General features: G+C 73.4%; 14 protein-coding genes. 4 read left to right on the top strand and 10 right to left on the bottom strand.

From position 1 onward, the window contains the following. Window positions 1-6 precede the first annotated feature (6 nt). A complete protein-coding gene (locus AB0P35_RS08230) occupies window positions 7-897 on the bottom strand; it encodes a menaquinone biosynthesis protein (RefSeq protein ID WP_363508015.1) in 891 nt (296 codons plus the stop codon). 350 nt (window positions 898-1,247) lie between these two features. On the opposite strand from AB0P35_RS08230, the gene AB0P35_RS08225 reads away from it, so the two are divergent. Together AB0P35_RS08225 and AB0P35_RS08220 are read left to right on the top strand one after the other, a co-directional pair. Next, window positions 1,248-1,451 carry a cold-shock protein gene (locus AB0P35_RS08225; protein WP_095873528.1) on the top strand — a complete coding sequence of 68 codons (204 nt, stop codon included), beginning with the start codon at window positions 1,248-1,250 and terminating at the stop codon, window positions 1,449-1,451. Window positions 1,452-1,813: 362 nt separating this feature from the next. Next, window positions 1,814-3,010: an Ig-like domain-containing protein gene (locus AB0P35_RS08220; protein ID WP_363508012.1), complete on the top strand. Its 1,197-nt coding sequence runs from the start codon at window positions 1,814-1,816 to the stop codon at window positions 3,008-3,010. Window positions 3,011-3,120: 110 nt separating this feature from the next. Here AB0P35_RS08220 and AB0P35_RS08215 read toward each other — a convergent pair whose 3' ends face one another. From AB0P35_RS08215 to AB0P35_RS08205, 3 genes are all read right to left on the bottom strand, one after another. Beyond that, on the bottom strand, window positions 3,121-5,175 hold the full coding sequence (locus AB0P35_RS08215) for a glycosyl hydrolase family 28-related protein (RefSeq protein ID WP_363508010.1): 2,055 nt from the start codon (window positions 5,173-5,175) through the stop codon (window positions 3,121-3,123). A 234-nt stretch (window positions 5,176-5,409) separates the two neighbouring features. After that, window positions 5,410-6,729, bottom strand: a complete 1,320-nt coding sequence (locus AB0P35_RS08210; protein WP_363508007.1) for a dicarboxylate/amino acid:cation symporter — start codon at window positions 6,727-6,729, stop codon at window positions 5,410-5,412. A 114-nt stretch (window positions 6,730-6,843) separates the two neighbouring features. Beyond that, the gene (locus tag AB0P35_RS08205; protein ID WP_179419392.1) at window positions 6,844-6,981 is read right to left on the bottom strand and encodes a hypothetical protein; all 138 of its coding nucleotides are present in this window, start codon (window positions 6,979-6,981) and stop codon (window positions 6,844-6,846) included. A gap of 137 nt (window positions 6,982-7,118) precedes the next feature. Here AB0P35_RS08205 and AB0P35_RS08200 point away from each other — a divergent pair, with 137 nt between their 5' ends. Next, entirely contained in the window at window positions 7,119-8,330 is a 1,212-nt protein-coding gene (locus tag AB0P35_RS08200; protein WP_363508004.1) for an MFS transporter, read from the top strand. Between the two features lie 87 nt (window positions 8,331-8,417). On the opposite strand, the gene AB0P35_RS08195 is transcribed toward AB0P35_RS08200, so the two are convergent. The 5 genes from AB0P35_RS08195 to AB0P35_RS08175 form a co-directional block, all read right to left on the bottom strand. Then, entirely contained in the window at window positions 8,418-9,416 is a 999-nt protein-coding gene (locus AB0P35_RS08195) for a LacI family DNA-binding transcriptional regulator (protein ID WP_363508001.1), read from the bottom strand. A 2-nt stretch (window positions 9,417-9,418) separates the two neighbouring features. Beyond that, entirely contained in the window at window positions 9,419-9,751 is a 333-nt protein-coding gene (locus AB0P35_RS08190; protein WP_363507998.1) for a DUF4229 domain-containing protein, read from the bottom strand. Window positions 9,752-9,870: 119 nt separating this feature from the next. After that, the gene (locus tag AB0P35_RS08185) at window positions 9,871-10,410 is read right to left on the bottom strand and encodes a GNAT family N-acetyltransferase (RefSeq protein WP_363507995.1); all 540 of its coding nucleotides are present in this window, start codon (window positions 10,408-10,410) and stop codon (window positions 9,871-9,873) included. A gap of 111 nt (window positions 10,411-10,521) precedes the next feature. Further along, entirely contained in the window at window positions 10,522-11,832 is a 1,311-nt protein-coding gene (locus AB0P35_RS08180) for an MFS transporter (RefSeq protein WP_363507992.1), read from the bottom strand. 97 nt (window positions 11,833-11,929) lie between these two features. Next, window positions 11,930-13,183, bottom strand: coding sequence for an MFS transporter (locus AB0P35_RS08175; protein WP_363507990.1), 1,254 nt, complete (start codon window positions 13,181-13,183; stop codon window positions 11,930-11,932). An 85-nt stretch (window positions 13,184-13,268) separates the two neighbouring features. On the opposite strand from AB0P35_RS08175, the gene AB0P35_RS08170 reads away from it, so the two are divergent. After that, window positions 13,269-14,345: a helix-turn-helix domain-containing protein gene (locus tag AB0P35_RS08170; protein WP_363507987.1), complete on the top strand. Its 1,077-nt coding sequence runs from the start codon at window positions 13,269-13,271 to the stop codon at window positions 14,343-14,345. Between the two features lie 332 nt (window positions 14,346-14,677). Here the strand turns inward: AB0P35_RS08170 and AB0P35_RS08165 are convergent, their stop codons facing one another. Next, window positions 14,678-15,151 carry an ATP-binding protein gene (locus tag AB0P35_RS08165; protein WP_363507984.1) on the bottom strand — a complete coding sequence of 158 codons (474 nt, stop codon included), beginning with the start codon at window positions 15,149-15,151 and terminating at the stop codon, window positions 14,678-14,680. Window positions 15,152-15,573 lie beyond the last annotated feature (422 nt).

Here is a 15,573-nt window from a genome sequence, read left to right as displayed (position 1 = left end):
CCGGTGTTACCCGGCCGCGGGCACGGACACGGACTCCAGCAGGCGCACCGTCACATCCGGGGCGAACCCGCTGTCGTGGGCGACCCGGCGGGCGAACTCGGCGATGCCGGCGAGCTGGCGGCCGCCGAGCGAGTAGTCGAGGGCCTCGGTGAAGTAGCGCTCCAGCAGCGGCGCGTCGAAGGACTCCCAGCGGGCGGCCTGCTCGGCGACCTTGGCGGCCTCGGTGAGCGAGAGGTCGCGGGACTCCAGGAAGGCGCGGTGCACGGCCGCGGTCGTCCCCGGGGAGCGCTCGAGGTAGTCGCGGCGGGCGGCCCAGACGGCGAAGACGAAGGGCAGGCCCGTCCAGTCCTTCCACATGGCGCCGAGGTCGTGCACGGCGAGGCCCTGGCTGGGGGCCTGCTGCAGGGAGGCGCGCAGGGCGGGGTCGCCGATGAGGACGGCGGCGTCGGCGCGGGCGAGCATCGCGTCGAGGTCGGGCGGGCAGGAGTAGTAGTCGGGCCGGACGCCCTCGCGCTCCTCCAGCAGCAGGCGGGCGAGCCGGACGGAGGTGCGGCTGGTGGAGCCGAGGGCGACGGGGCGGCCGTCGAGGTCGGCGAGCGGCACCTTGCTGACGATCACGCAGGACATCACCGGGCCGTCGCTGCCGACCGCGATGTCCGGCAGGACGACGAGGTCCTCGGCGTGCCGCAGGTACTCCACGCAGGTGATCGGGCCGATGTCCAGGTCGCCGGCGACCAGCCGGTCGCTGAGCTTCTCGGGGGTGTCCCGGGTGAGGTCGAGGTCGAGCAGGTTGCCGGTCCGCGCGAGCCCCCAGTAGAGGGGCAAACAGTTGAGGAACTGAATGTGTCCGACCCGGGGCCTTACCGCCGCCGAGCTGCCCGCTTCGCTACCGGTCACCGTGCTCTCCCTCTGATGTTCGTACTCTCCCCGCAGCGTATGCCTGCCGGTTCCGGCTCCCGACACCAGGCGGGCGACACACCGGCGCGCCCTCCGTTCACCCCTGGTCGGGGCCGCTCCACCGTGCTAACGTCTCTTCCAGTTGCAGTTTGATTTCCCTTGCAGTACTTGAAGCCTGCGGAGCATGTAACCGCGGGCTTTTCGTAGTTTTTCAGCAGTTTCAGCGCAATTGAGCATTGATTGAGCACTGTGCGAAAAACTCCGGAGCTTCCCGGAGGCAGGGCGATCAGCGCAGCGGACCGGATGTCACACGGTGTGGCCTCCAATACGTCCCTCGCAAGGAGAACGGCATGGCTCAGGGAACCGTCAAGTGGTTCAACGCTGAGAAGGGCTTCGGCTTCATCGCCCAGGAGGGCGGCGGCCCCGACGTCTTCGTCCACTACTCCGCCATCAACTCGAGCGGCTTCCGCTCGCTGGAGGAGAACCAGGCGGTCACCTTCGACGTCACCCAGGGCCCGAAGGGCCCGCAGGCGGAGAACGTCACCGCTGTCTGACGATCCTCTTTTGATGATCTGATCGCTCAGGACCTCCGGGTCCGCCGGCGGCCACCGGCCGTCTCACGAGCACGAAGAGCAGTACCAAGGGGGCCTGCCACGGCTGTGGCGGGCCCCCTGCCTGTTTTCCCGCCGAACGCCGGCCCCGGGGAGCGGGCCTCCCCGGGCTCCGACACCCGGGCGGGCACCCTGGGCGGGCACCCGGAAGAGGCACTGCTCCATCAGCCTTCCCCCATCGCTCGATCGGGTGATCCTCGCCACCCCGCCGCGGCCGTTGTCTATTCGTGACCGGACGAGTCCGCCCGGGTGCGAAACTGCCGGAGCCCTTCGCGCGTCTAACGAGGGGAATACGGCGAAGGGGTATGGCAGTGAAGCGGGCGGCAGGCAGGGTCGTGGCGGCGGCGGTACTCGGTGGGGCACTGGTGCTGACCACCGCGTGCAGCAGCAGCGGCGGGGGTTCGTCGGCGGGCCCCGACAAGCAGGCGGAGCAGAAGAAGTCGCAGGCCGTGGTGAGCATCGAGCCGGCCAACGGCGCCACCAAGGTGAAGCCGACCGCGCTCAAGATCGCGGTGGCGAACGGCAAGCTCACCACCGTCAAGGTGACCGGCAAGGACGGCAAGGAGGTCCCGGGCACGATCACCCCGGACGGCCTCGGCTGGACGCCCTCGCAGAACCTCGCCGTCTCCACGGAGTACAAGGTGAGCGCCCAGGCCGCCGACGCCTCCGGGGTGGCGGCCACCACGGAGAGCAGCTTCACCACGCTGACGCCCACCAAGGGCGCGAGCCCCTACGACAACATCGCGGACGGGCAGACCTACGGCGTCGGCATGATCGTCTCGCTGAACTTCAAGAAGGGCGTCGAGAACAAGGCCGCGGTCGAGAAGGCCGTCACCTTCGAGGCGTCCGACGGCAGCGTGGTCAAGCCGCACTGGTTCGGCAACACCCGGGTGGACTTCCGGCCGGAGCAGTTCTGGAAGCCGCAGACCAAGGTCAGCGTGCACTACCGGCTGAAGAGCGTCGAGACCGCCCCGGACGTGTACGGCGAGGTCGACAGCGACCAGAGCTTCACCATCGGCCGCTCCCGGGTCAGCGTCGCGGACGCCTCCACCCACCAGATGGTGGTCAAGGAGGACGGCAAGCCGGACGCCACCATCCCGATCAGCGCCGGCGCCAGCTCGCCCGCCTCCCAGAACACCTTCAACGGCACGATGGTGGTCATGGCGAAGGAGGGGACGACCGTCATGGACTCCTCCACCGTCGTCAACCACCAGGGCCCGGCCTACAAGGTCGAGATGCCGCACGCCCTGCGCCTCACCCCGACCGGCACCTACGTGCACGGCAAGTACGCCCCCGGGGTCTTCGGCCACACCAACACCAGCCACGGCTGCATCGGCCTGGAGGACACCTCCGCGAAGGACGGCTCGCCGGGCTCCTCCGCGGGCGTGTTCTACGACGCCGCGATCGTCGGCGACCCGGTCACCGTGCAGAACTCGGTCGGCCAGCAGGTGAAGCCGGACAACGGTCTGAGCGGCTGGAACATCTCCTGGGACAAGTGGTGACCCGCTGACCCGAACGCCGTCGGGGCGTCCGTCCGGAGGGGGGATCCGGACGGGCGCCCCGACGGCGTTTCAGGAGTGGTCCAGGGGTCAGGAGCGGTCCCCGGGCGGCGTCACCAGGCGGACGGCGCGGGCGGGGCCACCACCGGCGGGCGGTCGTCGCAGGTGATGGTGTTGGGCAGCTCCCACGGGGCGAGCCAGGCGCCGGTGGTGCCGCCGCCGTCGTTGCCGCCGAGGTCGGTCACCGAGAACTCCGAACCGGCCGGGGTGAAGTGGAAGGTGCCGCAGTTGTTGACGCCGACCGCGCCGACGTTTCGGGCGTCCACGTTCTCGAAGTCCGCGGAGCCGGCCGCGCGGGCGCTGAGCACCGAGGTGCCGGTGCCGTCCACCCGGATGTCCTTGAAGTGCAGGCCGGTCACCTTGTAGAGGTCCTTCACCGGCCAGTCGGCGACCACCATCACCGCGTTGTAGGTGCTGTCGAGGAAGTGGTCCCCGGTCACCCGGACGTCCGCGGCGATGTCCTTCTCCAGCGCGTAGACCCAGATCGCGCCGAGGCCGATGTTCCAGTTCAGCTCGTGGGTGCCGGAGCGGACGGTGGTGTTGTCGGTGATCCACAGGTGGCCGGTGAACGGCTCGGCGCCGAAGCGGGAGCCGACGTGGATCGCGCTGCCCTCGCGGACGGGGTCCGCGACCAGGTTGCCGGAGACGGTGTTGTCGGCGCCGCCGTAGATCGCGATGCCGTTGGCCAGCACCGGCGACTGCACGGTGTTGTGGTCGAAGGTGTTGCGGGCGTCCGCGGTCTTCTCCGACCACATGGCGAGGCCGTCGTCGCCGGTGTTGCGGACGAGGTTGTGGGAGACCACCGAGTCGGTGACGCCGGTGTGGAAGTTCAGGCCGTCGGCGATCTGGTCGGTGATCACATTGCGGGTGACCTCGAGGTTCTTCATCGGGCCGTCGAACCAGAGGCCCACCTTGGTGTGGTGGATGTACAGGCCCTCGACGGTGGAGTCGCTCATCGCGCCGCCGACGCCGTTCACCTGGTCGGTGTCGATCCGCTCGCGGACGTCGCCCTCGATCGCGAAGCCGGACAGGTGGACGTTGCGGCTGCCGCCCACGGCGGCGTCCTTGCCGTAGAAGCCGACGCCGGTGTGCACCGAGCTGTCCGGGGCCGGGGTGGCGAGGTCCACCTGGTGGCCCTTGACGACGGTGTACCAGCTGCCGGCGCCCTCGATCGTCACGTCGTCGACCACGATGTGCCGGTTGACCTGGAAGATGCCCGGCGGCAGGTAGACCGGCAGGTGCGTGCGGCGGGCGAAGGCGATCGCCCGGTCGATGGCGTCCGCGGAGTCGCGGCGGCCGGTCGGGTCGGCGCCGAAGGCCAGCACGTCGGCGGCCGCGAGGTTCAGGTGCGGGGCGCCGACGAGCTCGGAGTCGAGCAGGTCGACCACCGTCCAGGCGGCCTTGCTGCCGGCCGGGACGGTCAGCCGGACGGTGTCGCCGGCCTTGTGGGTGCGGCCGAGCAGCAGGCGCTGCTCGTCGTAGAAGTGGCTGGGCCGGAACGGCTTGGCGATCTCCGGCGCCGGGGTGGTGGCGCTCGGCACGCAGGAGCACTCGGTGATCCACCAGTCGGGGTGCAGCAGCCCGGCCTGCGGGTCGTTGCTGAAGGGGTACTGGTTGTAGAGCCAGGAGTACTGCGAGGTCAGCGTCATGGTGCTGCGGTTGCGGCCGTTCACCGTGACGTCGAGCGGCGCGGTGATGCCGCCGCCGTTCGGGGCGTCCGGGATGCTGTAGCGCACGGTGATCGCGTTCGCCGCCGCGGGCAGGGTGAACTCGACGTACTGACCTGGCGTCAGCTTCACCGCGGAGCGGCCGGAGGCCTCCGAGGGCAGGGTGTAGGCGGTGCGGTCCGGGCCGATCACGGTGCCGTTGCTCTGGGCGTTCTCCGCCTCCTGCTCGGCCACGCCGAGGTCGGCGCCGCGGCCGGCGACCAGGTCGGGTGCCAGTCCCGCCCGCGTCACGACGGCCCCGGCGGCGGCCCGCCCGGCGTCGGCGGCGGCCGGGCTGGCGCAGCCCACCGTGACCGCGGTCACCGCCGCCAGCACCGCCGCGGCCCGTCGCTGCGGCCCGCCGGCCCGGCGTGCCGCAGCTCCTCTGATGCTCCGTGACATCGCTTGCTCGTTTCTCTCGGGGTGGTGGCGGACCAAGGCGCCCGCCGCGGAGCGTAGGGCGCCCGCGCGCCACCCCACAAGAGTCGTGCAAGCTATTTTCGAAGATCTATTGATTTGATGCAGGATTGATTATTGATTCTTGCGCGCCGGCGGGAGTGCGGGCGACCGGCCGGGGAACGGCCCAGGGCCCCTCCCCCGGGTACGGGAAGGGGCCCTGGACGGGTCGGTCCGGCGTCAGGCCGCGGCGGGCTCGGCCTCCCGGGCCGGGCCGCCGGCCGGAGCCGCGGCCGGCTCGGCCAGCAGGTCACCGGTCGGGTGGTCGTACGCGGCGCGGTCCAGCGTCTTCTCCCGGGCCGAGACCAGGATCGGCACCACGGCCTGACCGGCCACGTTGGTGGCGGTGCGGACCATGTCGAGGATCGGGTCGATGGCGAGCAGCAGGCCCACGCCCTCCAGCGGCAGGCCGACGGTGGACAGGGTGAGCGTCAGCATGACGATCGCGCCGGTGAGGCCGGCGGTCGCGGCCGAGCCGATCACCGAGACGAAGGCGATCAGCAGGTAGTCGCCGATGCCCAGGTGGATGCCGTACACCTGCGCCACGAAGATCGCGGCGAGCGAGGGGTAGATCGCGGCGCAGCCGTCCATCTTGGTGGTCGCCCCGAACGGGACGGCGAACGAGGCGTACTCGCTCGGCACGCCGAGGCGCTCGGTGACGCGGCGGGTGACCGGCAGGGTGCCGACCGAGGAGCGGGAGACGAAGGCCAGCTGGATGGCCGGCCAGGCGCCGCGGAAGAAGTGCACCGGGTTGAGGCCGCCGGCGAAGCGCAGCAGCAGCGGGTAGACCGCGAACAGCACGATCGCGCAGCCGATGTAGACGTCGGCGGTGAGCGTGGCGAACGGGGCGAGCAGGTCCCAGCCGTACTTGGCGACGGACTTGCCGATCAGGCCGAGGGTGCCGAGCGGGGCGAGTCTGATGACCCACCAGAGCGCGGTCTGGGTGAGGTCGAGGACGGACTCGGCGAGCCGGCGGACGGACTCGGCCTTCTCGCCGATCTTCAGCACGGCGGCGCCGGTGACGATGCCGAGGAAGACGATCTGGAGGACGTTCACCTCGACGAACGCGGTGGCGATGTTGGTCGGGATGATGCCGGTCAGGAAGTCGACCCAGCTGCCGGCCTCCTCCGGAGCCTTGAGCCCCTCGGTGGAGAGGTCGGCGCCGCGGCCGGGGTCGGTGAGCAGACCGAGGCCGAGGCCGACCGCGACCGCGATCAGCGAGGTGGCGAGGAACCAGAGCAGGGTGCGGACGGCGAGCCGGGCGGCGTTGGCGACGTTCCGCAGGTTGGCGACGCTGACGACGATCGCGGTGAACACCAACGGGGGGACGGCCAGCTTCAGCAGCTGGACGAAGGTCTTGCCGACGGTGTCGAGGGTGGTGGTGAGCCAGGCGATGTCGCCGGCGCGGGCGATCCAGCCGAGCAGCAGGCCGAGGACGAGGCCGCCGGCGATCTGCGCCCAGAAGGGCGTGCGGCGGACTGCGGACAGGGGTCCGGGCATGGGGATGCGACTCCGGGGGTCGGGGGCCGAACGGGGCCGGGCGTGGTCGAACGGAGGAGCTCGGACACGGCGGCACGCGCGGGGCCCGTCCGGGCGGGGGCCGCGGAAGGACCGTCAGGAGAGGCGTGCCGCCCCGGTACAGCCGCAGGCGCGGCAGGCGCGCGGGCCGGTCACGGCCCGCGGCGGGCAGGCGCAGCGGCGGGCGGGCGTCGTGCCCGTCCAGGCCTTGAATGCTGCGTCTGCGGAGGTCATGGCCGGAACGTTAGCAGTAAACATTTGAGATGTTCAAAGTATTGGTTTGAGCTATGGCCGCGAACCAGCCAGGCGCCGCAGCGGCCGGCGCGGGCGCGGATTGACCGGGGGCGACGGTTATACGTATAACTTCAGGTATGGGCTACCTCGCGCTGCTCCGCGCCCCGCACGTCACCCGGCTGCTCCTCGGCACCCTGCTCGGCCGGCTCCCGGCCGGCATGACCGGCCTGGTGATCGCCCTCGCGCTGCGCGAGGCCGGGGCGCCGTACAGCCGGATCGGCCTGGCCACCGCCGCCTACGCGGTCTCCGCCGCCGTCGGCGGACCGGTGCTCGGACGGCTCGTCGACCGCACCGGCCAGCCGCGGGTGCTGCTCAGCACCGCCGTCGTCGCCGGTCTCGGCTACACCCTGCTCGCCGTCGCCCCCGGCTCCGCGATCGCCGCCCCCGCCGGCGCCGCCCTGGCCGGCCTCGCCATGCCGCCGCTCGAACCCTGCCTGCGGGCGCTGTGGCCCTCCGTGGTGAAGGAGGAGCAGCTCGACACCGCGTACGCCTTCGACTCCGCCTCCCAGCAGATCCTCTACGTCGCCGGGCCGCTCGCGGTGGCCGGCATCGCCGCGGGCTTCGGCCCGTCCACAGCCCTGTGGACGGCGGCCGCGCTCGGGCTGCTCGGCTCGCTGGTCGTCGCCACCGCCGCGCCCGCCCGTGCCTGGCGGGCACCGGCGCGGTCCGCCTCCGCCGGACTGCTCGGGCCGCTGCGCTCGCCCGGTCTCGTCCTGCTGCTGATCGGCCTGGCCGGCGCCGGCTGGACGGTCGGCGCCCAGAGCGTGCTCTTCATCGCCTACGCCGAGCAGCACCCCGGCGCGCTGCCCGGCGGGGCCGGACTGATGCTCGCGCTGGCCGCGCTCGGCGGGCTGCTCGGCGCGCTCGGCTACGGCGCCGTCCGCTGGCGCAGCACCACCGCGACCCGCACCTGGGTGATCGCACTGCTGATGGCCGCCTCCTACCTGCCGCTGATCGCCCTGCCGGGGCCGTACGCGATGGCCGCGCTCTCGTTCCTCTCCGGCATCGGACTGGCACCGCTGCTGGCGGCCGCCTTCGTGCTGATCGCGGAGCTGGCGCCCACCGGGACGGTCACCGAGGCCTTCGCCTGGCTGATCACGCTGTTCGCGACCGGGAACGCTGCGGGGTACGCGGTCTCCGGGATGCTGGTCGAGGGCTCGCTGTTCCGGGTGGCGGTGGCCGCGGCGGCCGGGATCGGGGTGGGCGGGGTGCTGCTGTTCGCCTGCCGCGGGTGGTTCCGGCCGGCGGCCGAGGCCGCGGCGGCGAAGCCGGCGGCACTTGCGGCCTGACGGCGGTGGCTGCGCGCCACCGGAGGGTGCGGCCCGGTTCGCCCGCGGGCCCTGCCCGGGCCCTGTGCGGCGCCCGCTCCGCCGTGGTCAGGCGGGGCGGGTGGAGGCGCGGGTGACCAGGGTGGTGGGGAGGGGCGGGACGGGGGTGACCGGGTCGCCGGCGAGGAGGGCGGCGAGGGCGGTGACGCCGGTGCGGCCGAGCTCTTCGCCGGGGAGGTCGACGGTGGTGAGCGGCGGGACGAGCAGGCCGGCGACCGGGATGTTGTCGATGCCGACCACCGAGACGTCGTCGGGGATCCGCAGGCCGAGTTCGGCGGCGGCCTGGTAGAGACCGGAGGCGACCACGTCGTCGTCGCAGATCACCGCGGCGGGCCGGTCGGGCCGCGCCAGCAGGGTGCGGGCGACGGCGCGGGCGGCCTCGGCGCCCTCGTTCAGGCTGACGCCGAGTTCGACGACCTCCAGGTCCGCGGTGGCGGCCTCGAAGCCGGCCTGGCGGGTGCGGAAGGTGTGCGCGGAGAGGGTGGAGCGCAGGTGGCCGATCCGGCGGTGGCCGCCGGCGGCGAGGTGCTCGACGGCGGCGCGCATGCCCGCCGCGACGTCGAGTTCGACGGTGGGGCGGCCGGGGTTGCGGGCCGGGTCGGCGTCGAGGAACACCGCCGGGGTGTCGGCGGGGAGCTCGCCGAGCTGGCTGTCGTCGGGCGAGCAGATCAGCAGCCCGTCGAAGCGGCCGGCGGTGGCGGCCTCGGCGAGGGTGGCGCCGTCCCAGCCGGAGGAGACGACGACGGCGAGGCCGCGCCGGTGCGCCTCCTCGTGGACGCCGGACAGCACCCGGCCGAAGAAGGGGCCGAGCAGGTTGGGCACGGCGAGCATCACCATGCCGCTGCGGCCGAGCCGCAGCTGGCGGCCGGCGGCCTGCGGCTGGTAGCCGAGGGTGCGGGCGGCCTCCCGGACGCGCTCCCGGGTGGCGTCGGAGACGCGGTGGCCGCCGGCGCCGGAGAAGACCAGCGAGACGGTGGCCTGGGAGACGCCGGCCAGCCGGGCCACGTCGCGCCCGGTGGGGCGGCGCGGCGGCGCGGGCTCGGCCAAGGTCAGTCCCGCTGGAGGGCGGCCTGGGCGGCGTCGACGGCCGCGTCCTCCTCGGCGTTCTGGGCGGCGATCCGCTGCGAGGTGCGGGCGCGCAGCCCGCCGACCGTGCCGGCGATCTGCTCGGACATGGCGTCGCGCTGCTTGCTCAGCACGACGTAGCTGACCGGGGCGGAGACCAGCAGGGCGAGCAGGATCAGGAAGACCACACCGCTGCTGCCGGCGACCGGGATGACGCCGAAGTGCCCGAGCAGCATGGCGAGGAGCAGGCAGCCGAGGAAGATACTCGCCCGCAGGGAGGTGTAGCGGAGCGTGGCGTGCGACTTGCGGCTGCTCACGGGTGGCGTCCTTCACGGCTGGGGTACGACGGGCGGCGCTCGGCCGGGCCGCCCGGGGCGGCCCACTCCGGGTGCCGGTCTCCCAGTGAAGCATGCCGGACGGCACCGTCCGCACGGGGTCAGGCGATGTCGTCGCGGAGGTCCAGCCACATGGTGACGTCGTCGCGGTCGTCGCCGGGCCCGACCCGGATCGCGCGGGGTACCCGGCCCACTTCCGTCCAGCCGCAGCGGCCGTAGAACTTCTCCAGGCCGAGGCCGCCGCGCAGGGTGAGGCGGAGGCTGTCGAGGCCCCAGGCGCGGGCGGTGCGCTCGGCCTCGGCGAGCAGCTCGGCGCCGTGGCCGCGGCCCTGCAGGTCGGGGTGGACCATGATCCGCTTGAGCACTCGCCAGTGCTCCATGAGGTCGAAGCGCATGGAGGCGAAGAAGAGGGCGGCGGCGAGCCGTCCGGTGCCGGCCTCGCGGCCGATCAGCAGCCGGTCCGGACCGGCCGGGCCGAGGCCGGCGAACTGCTCCTCGGCGGTGGGCTGGACCTGTTCCGCGGTGACCGGCGGGACGAAGCCGACCGCACCGCCTGCGTTGCTGACGTCCGTCCACAGCGCCACGATCTCGGCGCGCAGGCCGGGGGTGGGGTCGGGGTCCAGCGTGAAGACCAGTGTCATAGCCGAAGAGGCTATTCGCTCCTTACGACACCGCTCCTTACGGCACCCGTCCGCGCCGGGTCGCCGGCCGGACGCCCGCCCACCTGGACGCCCGCCCGGCCGGCCCGCTGCTCAGGCGGCCGCCGCGGCCGGGGCGGTGCCCGTCCGGTCGCCGCCGCGCAGCGCCAGGCAGAGCAGGACGGCCACGGCGCACAGCGCGCCCGCCGTGTACCAGGCGAGGTCGTAGTCGCCGAAGCGGTCGCGGGCCACACCGGCCAGTCCGGCGACCACGGCGGCGCCGATCTGGTGGGCGGCGAGCACCCAGCCGAAGACGATCGGCGCGTCGGCCCCGAAGTGGCGGCGGCAGAGCGCGACGGTGGGCGGCACGGTGGCGACCCAGTCCAGCCCGTAGAAGATCACGAAGGCGAGGATCGGGGGCTGCAGGGAGTGGCCGAACAGCTGCGGCAGGAAGAGCAGGGAGAGTCCGCGCAGACCGTAGTAGACGACCAGCAGGCGCCGGGAGTCGAAGCGGTCGGTGAACCATCCGCTGGCGATGGTGCCCGCCACGTCGAAGACGCCGACCAGGGCGAGCAGGCTCGCGCCGGTGGTGACGGGCATGCCGTGGTCGTGCGCGGCCGGGATGAAGTGGGTGCCGACCAGGCCCGCGGTGGTGGCGCCGCAGATCGCGAAGGAGCCGGCCAGCAGCCAGAACGCCCTCGTCCGGGCGGCCTCCCGCAGCACCCGCATCGAGCGGGCCAGGGCGCTGCCGTCGGTGGCCGGGGCGGGCGGCTGCTCGGTGGCCCCGTACGGCAGCAGGCCGATGTCGGCGGGGCGCTCGCGCATCAGCAGCAGGACGGGGACGGCGACGGCGGTGGCCGAGAGCGAGACCACGACGACCGCGGTGCGCCAGCCGTGGTGCTCGACCAGGGCGGCGAGCAGCGGCATGAAGACCAGGTTGCCGGCGGCGCCGGCGGCGGTCAGCACGCCGGTGACCAGGCCCTGCCGGGCCTGGAACCAGCGTCCGGTGACGGTGGTGGCGAAGGCGCCGGCCATCGATCCGCTGCCCAGGCCGACCAGCACGCCCCAGCAGAGGATGAGCTGCCAGCTCTCGGTCATGAGGACGGTGAGCCCGGCGCCGGTGGCGATGGTGAGCAGGGCGCTGACCACGACGAGCCGGATGCCGAAGCGGTCCATCAGCGCGGCGGCGAACGGCGCGGTCAGCCCGTACAGCGTGAGGTTGACCGAGACGGCGCTGCCGATGGTGGCGTGCGACCAGCCGAACTCGCCGTTCAGGGCGTCCATCATCAGGCCGGGTGCGGAGCGGAAGCCGGCCGAGCCCAGCAGGACGACCAGGGCGACGCCGGCCACCACCCAGGCGTAGTGGAGGCGGGGGGTGCGGGTGTCTGCGGGGGGTGCGGGTCTGCGGGTGGTCAGTTCGGTCACCGGTCGAGTGTCCCGGGGCGGCTCGGCAGCGGACGAGTGGCCTGACTGCCAGCTTTCGTAAGGATCGGGCCATGGCCCGCGTCCGGCCGCTCCGGGCTCACCGGGGGGCCACCTGCCGCAGGTCACGGATCGGCCGGGCGAGCAGCAGCGTGGCGACCACCAGCACCGCGACCGCGGCGCCCGCGAACAGCACCGCCCGCGGGCCGAAGGCCTCGGAGGCGGGGCCGGCCAGGGCGGACCCGACCGGCGCCATGCACACCGAGCCGGCCACCTCGTAGGCGTGGATCCGGTTCAGCACCTCGGCCGGCACCTGGGTCTGCACGTTGGTGGCCCACATGACGCCCCAGAAGGTGGCCCCGACACCGGTGACCAGGAAGCACACCGCGAGGACCGGGACGGGCAGCCCGAGGGCGATGCCGAGCGGCGTGAGCGGGAAGGCCAGCATGGCCAGCGCCCCGCCGCGCAGCGGGTACTGCGGCCGGATCCGGATGCCCAGCAGCCCGCCGAGCACGGTGCCGGCCCCGAACACCGCGTTGAGCACGCCGTACGTCGTGGAGCCGTGCTCGGGGACGATCAGGCCGGCGGCGACCGGCAGCAGCGGGCCGAAGCAGAGCGCACTGTAGAAGAACCAGATCACGATGACGCCCCACATCCAGGTGCGGGAGCGGAACTCGTGCCAGCCCTCGACCAGGTTCCGCCAGAGGCTGTCGCCGGCCGGCGGCGCCGGGGTCGGCCCGAGCCGCAGCGCGAGCAGGCAGCAGGCGCTCAGGGCGTAGGCGCACGCGGCGAGCACCATGACCCAGCCGGTGGCGGCGGCGCCCGCGAGCAGGCCCGCCACCGCCGGGCCGAGCAGCACGGTGAGCGCCTCGGAGGTGCGCAGCACGCCGTTGGCGCCGTGCACGTCGCGGGCGGTCCGCGGGACGGTGGAGGCGGCGCCGGGCTGGAACATCGCGGCGGCGGTACCGGCGAGGGCGAGCAGCGCGTACAGCTGCCAGAGGCGGTCGACGCCGGTGAAGAAGAGCCAGGCCATCAGCACCCGGGTGGCGAGGTTGACCAGGTCTGCGGTGATCATCAGGCGGCGGGCGGTGAAGCGGTCGGCGAGCACGCCGCCGACCAGCACCAGGCCCGCGAAGGGGGCCATCAGGAAGGCCATCGCGTAGCCGACGCTGCCCAGCGGGTGGCCGGCGCCGATCAGGCCGGCCGCGACGGCGACCGGGAGCATGGCGTCGCTGAGCAGGCCGGAGCTGCGGGCGGTGAAGTAGAGCCGGAAGTTGCGGGTCCAGATGGCGGGGCCGGCGGCGGGTTCGACGACGGTGCCGGCCGGGGCGGGCGCGGGTCTCAGTTCGGGCACAGCCACAGTTTTGGTCCAGACCACTTCCGCAGGCCAGGGGTTTGCGGGTCACAATGTGGAACCGCCCGCGGGAAGGGAGATCGGGATGACGGAGGCCGCGCGGCCGCACCGGGTCGCGGTGCTGGCGCTGGACCGGGTGATCGCTTTCGAACTGGCCGTCCCGGCACGGATCTTCGAGTCGGCGAAGGGTCCGGACGGCACGCCGCTGTACCAGGTGGCCACCTGCACCGTGGACGGCGGACCGGTCGCCACCAGCACGGACTTCCGCATCGTGGTCGACCACGGCCCCGAACTCCTCGCCGAGGCCGACACGGTGGTGGTCCCGGCGCAGAAGGACGGCGCGGACGACGTGGTCGCGGGCGTGCTCGACCCGCGGATCACCGCCGCGCTCGCGATGGTCCGCCCCGGCACGCGGCTGGTGTCGATCTGCACCGGCGCCTTCGTCCTGGCGGCGGCCGGCCTGCTGGACGGCCGCCCGGCCACCACGCACTGGGCGTACACCGAGCGCTTCGCCCGGATGTTCCCGCAGGTGCGGCTGGACCCGGACGTGCTCTTCACCGACGACGGCGACGTGCTGACCTCCGGCGGGGTCGCCGCCGGGGTGGACCTCTGCCTGCACCTGGTGCGGCGCGACCACGGCAGCGCGGTCGCCAACGCGGTGGCCCGGACCTGCCTGGTGCCGCCGTGGCGGGAGGGCGGGCAGAAGCAGTACGTCGAGGCGCGCGGGCCCGTGCCGCCGCCGGGCGGGGCGGGCACCGCGGCCGTCCGGGCGTGGGCGCTGGAGCACCTGGACCGGCCGCTGCCGCTCGGCGAGCTGGCCACCCGGGCGGGCATGAGCGTGCGGACCTTCACCCGGAGGTTCCGCGAGGAGACCGGGAGCAGTCCGGGCGAGTGGCTTGCGCTGCAGCGCACCGAGCTGGCCCGGCAGCTGCTGGAGGAGACCGACCTGTCGGTGGACCAGGTGGCCCGGCGGGCCGGTTTCGGCACCGCGGCCTCGCTGCGGCTGCACCTGCGCGGGCGGCTGGACGTCGCCCCGAGCGCCTACCGGCGGACCTTCCGCACCACCGAGCCGGTGCCGCGCCACTCGTCGGACGGTGCCCCGCCGCGCACGCCCCGAGCACGGCACGCCGGGACACCGTCCGAGCGGACGCGCGAGCCCTGAACCCGCGCGCCTGCACTCCGCACTCGCCGAGGAGGCCTGCGGGCGGTCGGCAGCCGGTCCCCCTGATGTGCTGGCACCACCCGGGCTTCCCCTCGGCGTCCCCTCGCGACGGAGAGCTGCACCCAAGAGTGATCAGTCGGATACGTCACGTCAATGGCTTGTCGGAAATTCGGCAAGGTTGCGGCGCATCGGCCGGAACCGGGAGCACGGCCGGGCCTGGCCGGACGACCCGCGCGCCCCGGCGCACCGGGGACGCCCGGCGGGCTCCGCGGCCGGTCGGGTGCGGGGCGGGTCCCGGTCGGTGCGGGCTGCCGCGCGGCCGGCCGGGGGCGTCAGAGCTGCCAGGCGAGTTCGTCGAGGACGGGCACCGCGGCCGGGACGGGGGCCTGCACGGCCGGGTCGATCTCGCACCAGACCCGCTTGCCGGAGCCCTCCGGGTACCAGCCCCAGCGCACGCAGAGCAGTTCGACCAGTTCCAGGCCTCGGCCGCTGGTCGCGTCCCGGCCGGCGTGGCGGGGGGCGGGCGCGCTGCGGCTGGCGTCGGCGACCTCGACCCGGACCGTCGATGAGGCGACGTCAGGCGACGCGGTGTCGGCCACCGGCATGCTCAGTCTCAGGACGGCGGGACAGCCGGTGTGCACCACGGCGTTGGTGACGAGTTCGGAGACGACGAGCACCAGGGTCTCGGCGATCGGCGCGTCGGGGTCGAGCCCGCACCCCTGAAGCCTGGTCCGTACCCACCGGCGCGCCCTGCCGACCTCCGCCGGGTCCGCCTGGACCGCCAGCTGCACCTGAAGTACCTGCACCGCTCCACCACCCGCACTCGGTAATCGGCCACCCACACCCTGCCGCCCGGCCCGGGCGGCAGCGCCTTCATCACACCGGTCGGCCGGCCGCGCTCGGCCGGTCTGCCTGGTCGGATTACCCATGGCTTCGACACGAATACGCCTCAGGATGATTCGACCGGGTGGTCGCAGCAAGCGCTTCGGGCATATTCCAGCGATCGGGGGACAGCTCGGTGCATACTGTCCCGCTCACCCTGACGAGCGTCGTACCGATGATCGTCCGGCCGGGGTCGGGGGCTGTGCACGAGCACAACGACGGTACCGCCACAACGGCCGAACGGGGTGCCCGCCACGAGCGAACCACCCTTGCCACATCTGTCCGAACCCGCCGTCGCCGCCGGGGTACCGGAAGGATCTGACGGGGTGAAACTTCCCGCCCCCTC

The organism is Kitasatospora sp. NPDC085879 (assembly GCF_040686255.1).
In the GTDB taxonomy this organism is placed as follows: Bacteria; Actinomycetota; Actinomycetes; order Streptomycetales; family Streptomycetaceae; genus Kitasatospora.
Note: the sequence above shows the minus strand (reverse complement) of the source record. Positions and strands in the feature narration are given on the sequence as shown.